This window comes from Leifsonia xyli subsp. cynodontis DSM 46306, from assembly GCF_000470775.1.
Taxonomy (GTDB): Bacteria; Actinomycetota; Actinomycetes; order Actinomycetales; family Microbacteriaceae; genus Leifsonia; species Leifsonia cynodontis.
This window is the reverse complement of record NC_022438.1, coordinates 768784-780989: the sequence shown is the minus strand read 5'-3', so window position 1 is coordinate 780989 and position 12206 is coordinate 768784. Positions and strand designations below refer to the sequence as shown.

8 protein-coding genes and 1 pseudogene are annotated in these 12206 nt (G+C 67.3%); 1 reads left to right on the top strand and 8 read right to left on the bottom strand.

Annotated features, from left to right (window positions below; translation table 11 throughout):
• Positions 1-57 precede the first annotated feature (57 nt).
• From O159_RS03695 to O159_RS03685, 3 genes are all read right to left on the bottom strand, one after another.
• Entirely contained in the window at positions 58-1572 is a 1515-nt protein-coding gene (locus O159_RS03695) for an aspartate ammonia-lyase (RefSeq protein ID WP_043993981.1), read from the bottom strand.
• A gap of 567 nt (positions 1573-2139) precedes the next feature.
• On the bottom strand, positions 2140-2823 hold the full coding sequence (gene trmB, locus O159_RS03690) for a tRNA (guanosine(46)-N7)-methyltransferase TrmB (protein ID WP_021754418.1): 684 nt from the start codon (positions 2821-2823) through the stop codon (positions 2140-2142).
• 83 nt (positions 2824-2906) lie between these two features.
• Positions 2907-4325, bottom strand: coding sequence for an NCS2 family permease (locus O159_RS03685; RefSeq protein WP_021754417.1), 1419 nt, complete (start codon positions 4323-4325; stop codon positions 2907-2909).
• Positions 4326-4480: 155 nt separating this feature from the next.
• Here O159_RS03685 and O159_RS03680 point away from each other — a divergent pair.
• Positions 4481-5764, top strand: a pseudogene (locus tag O159_RS03680) (uracil-xanthine permease family protein).
• A gap of 4 nt (positions 5765-5768) precedes the next feature.
• Here the strand turns inward: O159_RS03680 and O159_RS03675 are convergent.
• The 5 genes from O159_RS03675 to O159_RS03655 all read right to left on the bottom strand — a co-directional run bounded on the left by O159_RS03675 (position 5769) and on the right by O159_RS03655 (position 12058).
• The gene (locus O159_RS03675) at positions 5769-6101 is read right to left on the bottom strand and encodes a hypothetical protein (protein ID WP_021754414.1); all 333 of its coding nucleotides are present in this window, start codon (positions 6099-6101) and stop codon (positions 5769-5771) included.
• On the bottom strand, positions 6098-7312 hold the full coding sequence (locus O159_RS03670; RefSeq protein ID WP_021754413.1) for an inorganic phosphate transporter: 1215 nt from the start codon (positions 7310-7312) through the stop codon (positions 6098-6100). Before O159_RS03670 ends, O159_RS03675 begins: the two co-directional genes overlap by 4 nt.
• 124 nt (positions 7313-7436) lie before the next feature.
• Entirely contained in the window at positions 7437-9989 is a 2553-nt protein-coding gene (locus tag O159_RS03665; protein WP_021754412.1) for a DEAD/DEAH box helicase, read from the bottom strand.
• Positions 9990-10065: 76 nt separating this feature from the next.
• Positions 10066-11214: a site-specific integrase gene (locus O159_RS03660; RefSeq protein ID WP_021754410.1), complete on the bottom strand. Its 1149-nt coding sequence runs from the start codon at positions 11212-11214 to the stop codon at positions 10066-10068.
• 1 nt (position 11215) lies between these two features.
• Positions 11216-12058, bottom strand: a complete 843-nt coding sequence (locus O159_RS03655) for a hypothetical protein (RefSeq protein WP_021754408.1) — start codon at positions 12056-12058, stop codon at positions 11216-11218.
• Between the last annotated feature and the right edge of the window lie 148 nt (positions 12059-12206).

Sequence of the window (12206 nt, the reverse complement as noted above, 5' to 3'; positions counted from 1 at the left end):
ATCGCGCTGTTCCGGTTTGGCCGGGACCGAGCTGAGCCGGTCCCCGCCAGCACACCCTCACATCTCCTGGTCGATCACCGGGATGGCCGTCGTGATCGCTTCCAGCCCCGACAGGCGCGCCGGGGACAGCAGGCGCATGACCTCCACACGGCTCATGAGGTTCGCCTCGACCACGAGGTCGGCCACGTTCCGGCCGGTCAGCAGCGCCGATTTCGCCAGCGCGGCCGCGGCCGCGTAACCGATGTGCGGGGTGAGCGCGGTGATCACCCCGACCGAGGAACCGACCATCGCGCCGAGGCGCTCCTCATTGGCAGTGATGCCGTCCACGCAGTTGACACGGAGAGTGTGGAACGCCTGAGCCATCCAGGTGATGCTCTGGAGCAGCGAGTGGGCGATCACCGGCTCGAATGCGTTCAGTTGGAGCTGGCCGCCTTCCGCCGCCATCGTGACGGTGACATCGGCACCGGCCACTGCGAAGGCGACCTGATTGACCACCTCCGGGATGACGGGGTTGACCTTGCCCGGCATGATGCTCGAACCGGCCTGACGCGGCGGGAGGTTGATCTCGCCAAGTCCGGCCTGCGGTCCCGAGGAGAGCAGGCGCAGGTCGTTGCAGATTTTCGAGAGTTTGATCGCGCTGCGCTTCAGCGATCCGGAGAACGACATGAAAGCGCCCGCATCGCTGGTCGACTCGATGAGGTCGGGAGCGGTCTCGAGGCGGAGGCCGGTGATGAGGTTGAGGTGTTTGACCGCCGCAGCGGCATAGCCGGCGTCCGCGGTGATTCCGGTGCCGATCGCCGTGGCGCCGAGGTTGATCTCGGCGAGGAGCCACTTGGTCTCAGTGAGGCGGGCGTGGTCCTCGGTGAGCGTGGTGGCGAAACCGCTGAACTCCTGGCCGAGCGTCATCGGCACGGCATCCTGGAGCTGTGTCCGGCCAACCTTGAGAATGCGCCGGAACTCCGAGCCTTTGCTCGCGAACGAGTCGCGGAGCAGCGCCAGCTCGTCCAGGAGATGGCCGAGCGCGAAGGTTAGTCCGATCTTGATCGCCGTCGGGTAGGTGTCGTTGGTGCTCTGGCTGCGGTTGACGTCGTCGATCGGGCTGAGATGCTGGTACTCGCCTTTGGCGTGGCCGTCGAGTTCCAGGGCGATGTTGGCGATGACCTCGTTGGCGTTCATATTCGTCGAGGTGCCCGCCCCGCCCTGTATGACGCCCACCACGAACTGATCGTGGAACCGGCCGTCGATGATTAGCTGGCAGGCGCGGTCGATGAGGCCGGCCTTGTGTACGTCCAGCACACCGATCTCGAGGTTGGCGCGCGCGGCGGCCTGTTTGACGCTCGCGAGGGCGACAATGAGATCGGGGTACACGGAGATGGGGCGCTTGGCGATCGGGAAGTTCTCGAGCGCCCGGGAGGTGTGAACACCCCAATAGGCGTCGGCGGGGATGTCGCGGGCGCCCAGCGAATCGGTCTCGACGCGCACGTCGCGGCCCTCGACGACCGGGTCCGGCACATCGGACACATTCTCCGATGCGTCGATCGCGGCCGGGTGCTGGGTGTGGTGCTCATCCATCGTCGTTGCGGGGTCCACGTTTGGCTCTGTCGCCTCTCGTTGTGCGGTGGCATGCTGTCTCTGCGCCGGCGGTTTCGTGCCCGCCCGCACTGCGACTCTACCGCTCGATCAGGGTGGTGGACTCGACACCGCGTCCAGTATTCCAGACAATGTTCGACACGCTGTACAGAATGCCGCCCTCCGGCCTAGCAGTCCGGGCGCGAAACGATCCTTGCTCGTGGCGCAGGACGACAGCCACCCGAGCGTGTCGGCCTCACCAACGTCGGCATATAACCTTCCCGGGGCTGAACGCCCGCAGCGCCGATGCCGCGCACCCCTGCGGAGGCCGTGCGCCGATCCACGCGAGGCAGGCGGAGGCTGTGCGCCGATCCACCGGAAACACCGGACTCCGGCGCGAACGCAGGGCGCCTCGGGTGCGACGGGGGCGCGCACCCCCCTCTCTGCCCCGGTAGGAAAAGGAGGAGAACCGGCCTCGACACGCCGTGCGTGGCAGGGAAGGGAGGAGATGAGGCCGGGTGATGTGGAGGGGTCTCCTCCCTTTCCTGCGGGGGAGGGGCGAGGAGGGGGTCAGGGGCGAGGGCGGTATTCGAGATCGAAGATGGTGTGGCCGAGGTTTTGGCCGCGGCGCTCGAACTTGGTGACCGGGCGCGCCTCGGGGCGCGGGACGAAGGCGCCCGCCCCGGCGACGTTCACGAGAGCAGGCTCGGCGTCCAGAACCGCGAGCATGTGATCGGCGTAAGGCTCCCAATCGGTCGCGAGCCGCAGGACGCCGTCGGCGGCGAGCGCGCGGGCGAACAGCCGGACGACATCGGGCTGGACGAGCCGGCGCCGATGGTGCCTGGCCTTCGGCCACGGGTCGGGGAAGAAGAGGAGCACATCGGCCACGCTTCCGGCCGCGAGCCCGGTCTCGAAGACCTCGACCGCGTCGTGCCGGATCACCCGGATGTTGGACAGCCCACGCTCGCGTATCGCCGCGAACACACGCCCGACGCCCGCGCCGTGAACCTCGACCCCGAGGACGTCCCGCTCGGGGTGCCGCTCGGCGAGGGCGAGCAGGTTCTCGCCGTTCCCGAAGCCGATCTCGACCGTCCTGGGGGCGGTGCGCCCGAAGAGCGCGTCGAGGTCGAGCGGGCCGCCGTCGAAGTCCACGCCGAACGCCGGCCAGAACTCCGCGATCGCCCGCTCCTGGGCGTCGGTCTTCCGCCCGCGCACGACGTAGCTGCGCGGCCGGACGAGAGGGGTGGGTTCCATCCCTCCATTGTCGCAGGCGCGGAAATGTCAGTGGAACGCGAACGGGTTCCCGCTTCCGGCCCACTCGCCCAGGATGGGGCAGACTACCCGAGCAGCGCCTCGATCGGCCCGCGCGCGAAGTACACGAGGAACCCGGCCGCGACGATCCACAGCAGCGGGCTGATCTCCCGTGCCTTGCCCGAAAGCGAGCGGACGAGAACCCAGCTGAGGAAACCGACGCCGATGCCATTGGCGATGGAGTAGGTCAACGGCATCACGATGATGGTCAGGAACACCGGGAGCGTGCTCGAGAACTCGCCGAAGTCGATGTGGCGGATCTGCATGACCATCAGGGCGCCGACGATGACGAGCGCCGCGGCGGCGACCTCGGAGGGGACGACGTTCGTGAGGGGCGTGAAGAACATCGCGAGGAGGAACAGCGCGCCGGTGACGACACTGGCGAACCCGGTGCGGGCGCCCTCGCCGATGCCGGAGGCAGACTCCACGAAGACCGTGTTGGACGACGAAGAGGCACCGCCGCCGACCACGGCTCCGACACCCTCCACGATGAGCGCAGGCTGGAGCCGGGGGAAGGTGCCATCCTCATCGGCCAGGCCGGCGCTGCGGGCGAGGCCGGTCATGGAACCCATCGCGTCGAAGAAGTTGGTGAAGACGAGCGTGAAGACGAGCATGATCGCCGAGAGCGCGCCGATGCGGCCGAGGGAGCCGACGAGGTCGAACTGGCCGACGAGGCTGAGGTCGGGAAGGCTGACGAGCGAGGTCGGCGGCTGCGGGACAGTGAGATTCCAGCCGCCCGGGTTCTTGCCGCCGAGGGACGGTCCGAGGTGCCAGACGGCCTCGACCACGACGGCGATCGCGGTGGCCGCCACGATGCCGATGAGGAGCGCGCCCTTGACCTTCCGGGCCATCAGCACACCCATGACGATGAGCGCGATCAGGAAGACGACGGTCGGCAGCGTGGCGATGGAGCCGGACTCGCCCAGCTGAACGGGCGGGGAGGCGCTGTCGGTGCTGCGCACGAAGCCGCTGTCCACGAAACCGATGAAGGCGATGAAGAGGCCGATGCCGACGGTGATGGCGGTCTTCAGCTGCGGCGGGACCGCGTTGAAGATGAGGCGGCGCAGACCCGTGGCGGCGAGCAGCACGATGAGGAGCCCGTTGACGACGACGAGGCCCATCGCCTCCTGCCAGCTGAGCACCTCGACCACATTGACCGCGAGGAACGAGTTGATGCCGAGTCCGGCCGCGAAGGCGAAGGGCAGCCGGGCGACGAGGCCGAACAGCAGGGTCATCGCGCCGGCGCTCAGCGCGGTGACGGCGGCGACCTGCTGGCTCTGCAGCGAGTGGCCGGTGACATCGGGGTTCCCGCTCAGGATGAGGGGGTTCAGGATGACGATGTACGCCATCGTCACGAACGTCAGTACACCGCCGCGCACCTCGGTCGCCCAGGTGGTGCCGCGCGCACTGATCTCGAAGAACCGGTCGAAGCGGCCGCGAGTCATCGGCTCGGGTGCGGAGGTCGGTGCGGAAATGGTCGTCTCCCATAGTATCTCGGAGGGGTTGGTGGCTGAACGCAGGACAGCTGCGGCGCGATGCGCTCGCGACAAGCTTAAATCTTAAATGCCTCAAGCCCATTCCCACACGACGAAGGACGAGCATGGCCCTGCCCTGGAAGCTGCACGGAGACGGCCGCGCCGTCGGCGCCCACGAGATCGTCTTGCCGGGCGAGCGTCTGACGTGGCCGCGCACGATCGGCCTGGGTGCGCAGCACATCGTCGCGATGTTCGGCGCGACGTTCCTGGTTCCGCTGCTGACGGGCTTCCCGCCGACCACGACACTGCTGTTCTCGGGGGTGGGCACCATCCTGTTCCTCCTGATCACGCGCAACACGCTCCCCAGCTACCTGGGCTCCTCGTTCGCGTTCATCGTTCCGATCGTCGCGGCAACAACGGCGCACGGAATGCCGTCTGCGCTGTTCGGGATCGTCGCGACGGGCGTGCTGCTGGCGATCGTCGGCCTGGTCGTCGTCGTGACGGGCACCCGCTGGATCGACTCGCTCATGCCGCCGGTGGTCGCCTGGTGCGATCGTGGCGCTGATCGGCTTCAATCTGGCTCCGGCCGCCAAGAACAATGTGATGCAGGCCCCGGTGACCGCGCTGGTGACGCTGGCGGCGATCATCCTGTGTACCGTGCGTGCTCTTCCGGGGGATGCTGGGGCGGCTCTCGATCGTCCTCGGCGTCGCGGTCGGCTACCTCTTCGCCGTGCTCGCAGGCGAGGTCGACTTCCGCAAAGTCGCCTCGGCGCCCTGGGTCGGGCTGCCGCCGTTCGCCTTCCCGGCCGATCCGTTCGCGGAGCCGTCGGCGACCCGGGCGATCCTGCCCGCCTTCCTGCCGGTGGTGCTGGTGCTGATCGCCGAGAACGTCGGCCACATCCGCGGGGTGGCGCAGCTGACCGATCCGTCGGTCAACCGACTCACCGGCCGCACTCTGATGGCCGACGGCGTCGCCACCACGGTCGCGGGATTCTTCGGTGGCTCGGGGACGACGCACCTACTGCGAGAACATCGGTGTCATGGCGGCCACCCGCGTCTACTCCACCGCGGCGTACTGGGTGGCGGGCATCGTGGCGGTGCTGCTCGGCCTCTCCCCCAAGGTCGGTGCGGTGATCAACACCATCCCGGCGGGCGTGCTCGGCGGCGTGACCACGGCGCTCTACGGCCTCATCGGCATCATCGGCGTGAAGATCTGGCTGGACAACAAGGTGGACTTCTCCCGCCCGGTCAACCAGTTCACCGCGGCGACCGCACTCATCGTCGGCATCGGCGACGTCACGCTGAACCTCGGCCAGCTGACCTTCAACGGCATCGCGCTCGGCGCCCTCGCGGCGATCGTCGTCTACCACGTCATGAACGCGATCGCGCGTGTACGCGGGACAGCGTGAGCGGTCAGCCCTGGAAGTACGGGATGATCAGGTACAGCCCGTACAGCACCGCGAGGCCGCAGACCGCGAAGCAAGCGTAGGCCCCGCTCAGGGCGGCCCGCTTCTGACCGTCGCTGAGCGGATTCTTGCGCCGGGCCTTGTCCGCCTTCTTCTGGGCCTTGGCGGCCTCCTCCGGGGTGATCACGGTGATGGCGTCGGTGAACTCGGCGGGCTCCACGAAGAGCCCGCGGCCGGCGACGGCGAGCAGACGCGTCCCGAGTGAGTAGAAACCGACGACGACGCACGATCCGAAGAGGGCGGCGGCGAAGACGGTGAGGAACTGGAGGGCGGCGCTCATGCGCTCTTCCTCCCGCTGGTGTCCTTCTTGAGCGGTTTGACCTTCCGGATCTTGACGATCCGCCCGGAGGCGGCGACCTCGCTCTGCCCCTGCACGGGCGCAGGCTCGACAGCGGTCTCGCTGGAGACCCGGCTGCGGCGCGAGCGCCAGAAGATGAAGACCACCACGGCGGTGCCGGCGACGGCGTCGATGAGGATGCCGACCGGGCCGGCCGAACCAATCAGCGCAGCGACAGCACCGATGATTCCGGCGGCGGGCAGCGTCATGACCCAGCCGATGACGATCCGCCCGGCGGTGCCCCAGCGCACCGAGGCGCCGCGGCGGCCGAGGCCGGACCCGATCACCGAGCCGGAGGCGACCTGCGTGGTCGAGAGGGCGAAGCCGAGATGGCTGGACGCGAGGATGGTGGCCGCCGTGCTCGTCTCGGCGGCGAAGCCCTGCGCCGGTTTGACCTCGGTGAGGCCCCGGCCGAGGGTGCGGATGATGCGCCAGCCGCCGGAGTACGTTCCGATGGCGATGGCGAGGGCGCAAGCGACGACGACCCACAGCTCCGGCCCGCTGTCGGTGGGCTGGAGGCCGGCCGCGATGAGCGTCAGGGTGATGACGCCCATCGTCTTCTGGGCGTCGTTCGTGCCGTGGGAGAGGGCGACCAGGGAGGAGGAGAAGATCTGGCCGTAGCGGAAGCCGCCGCGACCGTCCGGCCGGCCGTCGTAGCGACGAGTGACGGCATAGGCGAGTCTGGTGGCCGCGTAGGCGACGATGCCCGCCGTGAGCGGGGCGATCAGGGCGGGCAGGATGACCTTCTCGACCACGACCAGGACGTTGACGGAGGCGAGACCGGCGCCGACGATCGCAGCTCCGATCAGACCGCCGAACAGCGCGTGGCTGGACGAGGACGGCAAGCCGAAGAGCCAGGTCACCATATTCCAGACGATCGCGCCGACCAGGCCGGCGAAGATCAGCTCCGGTTTGATCAGGACACCGCCCGGCCCCTCGTTGATCATGCCGCCGGAGATCGTCTTCGCGACCTCCGTGGAGAGGAAGGCGCCGATCAGATTCAGCACCGCGGCGAGCGCGACCGCGACCTTCGGCCGCATCGCGCCGGTGGCGATCGGTGTGGCCATCGCATTGGCGGTGTCGTGGAAGCCGTTGGTGAAGTCGAAGAAGAGAGCCAGCGCAATGACCAGCACGACGATGAGGGTGAGATCCACCGGTTTCTTTCTCGCGTGGAGGACGGACGCCCCGACGGGAGTTCACCGGGGTTTCATGCAGGGAGGCTGGCGCGGTTAGGCGACCGTCTCGATACTCACACGGCGATGGGCGTGCGTAAAACCGTCACAGCCGGTTCACACCGGTGACCCGGAGCACCGCGCTCCCGGCGGCCGCCGAGGCCGGGAGGAGCACCTCGGCGCAAATGCCCCAATCGTGGTCGCCGGCCGGGTCCGCGAGAATCTGCCGGACCCGCCAGACACCCTCGGCGGAAGCGGCCGTCTCATCCACGACGAGCATCGCGGCCGAGCGCGCGACGGCATCGGTGCCGATGTCGTCGTGGTCGGCGTAGTAGTCGCCGAGGGCGGCGTCCCAGTCCTGTTCGGTGAAGGACGGCGCGGACGCCCCGGCGAGGACCGCGGCCTCGGCCTCGAGGGCGGCGAGCTCGTCGACGCGGTCGAGAGCGGCGAGCCGGACGCGGCGGAACAGCTCGTTGCGGACCAGGACGAAGAACGCGCGCCGGTTCGCGGTGACCGTGCGCGGCGCGGGCGGGATGAGCTCGCCCGCCTCGGCGCTGTGCGGGACGGCATCGGGATGGACGAGTTCCTCCCATTCGTCGAGCAGGCTCGAGTCGACCTGGCGCACCAGCTCGCCGAGCCACTCGATGATGTCGCGCAGCTCTTCCGTGCGGAGCTCGAGCGGAACAGTCTGCCCGAGAGCGCGGTAGGCGTCGGAGAGGTAGCGCAGCACGACGCCCTCTGAACGGGCGAGCTTGTAGAACGAGACGAACTCGCCGAAGGTCATCGCACGCTCGTAGAGGTCGCGGACGACCGATTTGGGGCGCAGCTCGAAGTCGGCGACCCAGGGCTGGCTGGAAGCGTAGGTGAGGAAGGCTTCGTCCAGGAGCCCAGCGAGCGGCCGAGGATGGGTGACCTCTTCCAGCGCCTCCACCCGCTCCTGGTAGTCCACCCCGTCGGCCTTCATCGCCGCAACCGCCTCGCCACGCGCCTGGAACCGCTGGGCGGAGAGCACCGGACGGGGATCGTCCAGTGTCGCTTCGACCACCGAGAGCAGGTCCAGCGCGAATGTCGGGCTCTCCCGATCGAACAGCTCGAACGCGGCGAGAGCGAACGGCGAGAGCGGCTGGTTGAGCGCGAAGTTGGGTTGCAGATCAACGGTCAGCCGAATACGCCCGGCCACGACCTCCACGACGCCCGCGGTCACGAGCGAGCGGTACAGGCCGAGCGCGCGCCGGGCGAGGGCGAGCTGCCGCTTCCACGGCTCGTGGTTGTCGAACACCAGGGCGCGAACATGCTCGAAGACGTCGCCGCCGCGGGCGATCACGTTGATCAGCATGGCACTAGTGACCTGCATCGAGGAGGTGAGCGTCTCCGGCTCCGCCTCGATCAGCTTCCGGAACGACGGCTCGCCCCAGGAGACGAAACCCTCCGGCGCTTTCTTGCGGACGATCTTGCGGCGCTTCTTCGGGTCGTCGCCGGCCTTCTCGAGCGCTTTGAGGTTCTCGCTCTCGCGCTCCGGCGCCTGGGCGACGACCGTCCCGGCCGTGTCATAGCCGGCCCGGCCCGCCCGGCCGGCGATCTGGTGGAACTCGCGGGCGTTGAGCTGCCGCATCCGGGTGCCGTCGAACTTGGTGAGCGCGGTGAGGAGCACCGTGCGGATCGGGACGTTGATGCCGACGCCCAGCGTGTCGGTGCCGCAGATGACGCGCAGCATCCCGCGCTGGGCAAGCTGCTCGACCAGGCGGCGGTACTTCGGGAGCATCCCGGCGTGATGCACGCCCACGCCCTGACGCAGCAGCCGTGAGAGCGTGCGGCCGAACGCCGTGGTGAAGCGGAAGCCGCCGATCGCCTCGGCGATCGCATCCCGGTGCTCGCGGCTGGCGATCGTGGCGCTGGAGAGCGACTGCGCGCGCTCCAGCGCGGCGAGCTGGGAGAAGTGGACGACGTAGACCGGCGCCTGCCCGGTGTGCAGCAGGTCGTCGACGGTCTCGTGGAGGGGGGCCGTCTCGTAGAAATAGTGCAGCGGGACCGGCCGCTCGACGCCGGTCACCGTGGCGGTCTCGCGCCCGGTGCGGCGGCTGAGGTCCTCGGCGAGCGCGGTCACATCGCCGAGGGTTGCGGACATGAGCACGAACTGGGCACGGCTCAGGATGAGCAGCGGCACCTGCCACGCCCAGCCGCGCTCGGGATCGGCGTAGAAGTGGAACTCGTCCATGACGACCTGGCTGACCGGCGTCTCCGCACCGTGGCGGAGGGCGAGGTTCGCGAGGATTTCGGCGGTGCAGCAGATGATCGGCGCGTCCGGGTTGACCGCGGAGTCGCCCGTCATCATCCCGACATTCCCGGGCCCGAAGATGTCGAGGAGCGCGAAGAACTTCTCTGAGACCAGCGCCTTGATCGGAGCGGTGTAGAAGCTGCGCTCGCCGCGGGCGAGGGCGGCGAAGTGGGCGGCGACGGCGACGAGCGACTTCCCGGTTCCGGTCGGGGTCGAGAGGATGAGGTTCGCCCCGCCGACGATCCCGATCGCCGACTCGTCCTGCGCGGGATACAGCGCGAACCCACCCGCTTCCGCCCACGCGACGAACGCCTCGTAGACCGCATCCTCGCCGACACTGCCGGGACCGCTCCAACCGGGGAGGGCGCTGGGGTGGAGGGTCATGGTCCCCCCAAGGACAACATCCAAGGAGGCCTCCTTGAACATTGATTCAACGGGAAAAATAGGCATTCGTGAATGTCTAAGCGAGGCGCTTTGCCCACGTTTTGCCCACACTCGCTAGACGCACTGCCTTCTCCATCCGGTTCGATACTGAGTCGAGGTCGTCGTCGAAGAGGTCCGTGTAGGTGTCCAGTGTCATCGACGCGGATGCGTGGCCAAGCATCTTTTGGACCGCTTTCACGTTCGCTCCGGCGCTGACGGCGAAGGATGCGGCTGTGTGCCGCAGATCGTGAGGGGTGACCCGCGGCATCGTCTCATCGAGGCTTTGAACACGTCTCACGGCCGTCGCGAACCAGCCAGTAATATAGTCCCCGCGCTTCATGTGGGTGCGCCCCTTTCCGAAGACGAGATCATTTGGCCCCTTGCCCTGACAGAGTTCAGCGAGCATGGGCGAGAGGAAGGCCGGAAACGGGACGGAGCGCTGCTCCCACGTCTTCGGAGTGCCTACGTGGATATCCGAGCCGACGAGCACAGCATTCTCCTCGATGTGTAGGCGGCGACGTAGCTGGTTGACGTTACGGACCCGAAGAGCGGTCGCTTCGCCCCAGCAGAGGCCACAATAGCCGAGCGTGAGCACGAGCGCCGGATGGGCGGACTTCTCGGCAAGGGTCTGCAACTGGTCGTGGGTGAGGTAGGCGCGGCCGACCTTCCGGGACTTCCGTGGAAGGTTCGTGAGAGACCTGGCCGGGTTCCGAGAGATGCGGCGGTCGGCGATGGCCATATCGAGAATGCCGGCCAGCACTCCGAGTGCGCGCAGCACAACCGTGGCGGACTTATCTCCACCACCGGAGATGACGGGCTGACCGAGCCGTGTGACCCATCCCTGAACCTCCGAAGGGAGAATCGAGCGGATCTCGCGGTGTCCCCACGTCGGCTCTACATGGACGTTCCACGACGTGAGGAGAGGCTTGAAGGATGACGGCTTCAGTGTCGGCGGTCGCTTCCCAGCCAGCCACGTCTCAGCGAGATCCGCGACCGTGACTCGAGCCAGCGCCGGGTCAATGTAGTCGCCTGTGGCTTTGGAGACGGTGACCGAGGCAAGGAACAGCTCGGCCTCCTTTTTCGTGCGGAAGCCGCGTTTGTCGGTCTGCGACTTGTCGGGCTTCCGATACCGCACACGGTAACGCCTGCCCGCCACCGTATCGTAGGAGGTGATGGTGCCCGCCACCTCAAGAGTCCTTGGTGTTGTGGGGGTAGGCGGTGTGACGGGTTTGGGTGAGAAGGGCGGTTTCGGCCTGTTCGAGGACTCTGGGGGATTCGTTTTGCAGGACTGCTTCTTGCCCGTGGCGAAGGATTTTGTCGTTGATGTCCACGATCATGCGAGTGAGTCTTTGACGCGAGGTTGCGTCGTCGGGGATCGGGGCAGTTTCGAGCCGTTCATGGATGGGCTTGAGTGATTCGATGTTGCGGTGGATCACACGGTCAGCATTTTGGTTAGAGGGCCAGGCGGCAGCAGGCGGGAGCGCCATACCGATGGCGAGAAGGACGATGGACAGCGGGCGCGTGAAGTTATACACGATGTTTCCGAATTTCACGGCACTGGATGCGTTGAAGAACATCCCGAAGTTGAGGAAGAAGGTCGATACGGTCAAGACGACGACCGAGACACATCCGGCAACGATGAACGCGACACCGATGCGGGACGTGAGGGCGGTGAGCGAGGAGAACTCGCGGAGACAGACGATAGCGGTTCCTGAGAACGCGAGTGCCATGACCAGGGCCAGAAACGAGGTATGGACGAGCGTGAGCGGCTGGTTTCGGTAACTGATGTTGAACGTTGTCGTTGTTGGTTGCGGAGTGAGCAGGAGGAATAGAACGGTAAGGATGACGCCCGAGAGGATCATGCAGATGACGATCCACGTTGGGGTTGTGGTCTCTTCTGCGACGGCGCGGGCGATCCCGCTCGTGAGGACGAAGATCCCTGCCAGGAGCACGAGGTTGGAGACCAGCGTGAGGTAGTTATGTCCGCCGATCAAGGGGTCCAGGCGCAGGTAGACGGGGTCGAGCTTCATTGTGAAGCAGATGGCGATGAGTAGAAGCGCCCAGAACGTGGCAGGTTTTGTGTTCTGCGCTGGCCTCAGCAATGGGGAGGGTCTGTCTCACAGTGGCGCGATTCACGACCAAATCTCTGGGGTGTTCCAACCAGCGGGGAATCCCATT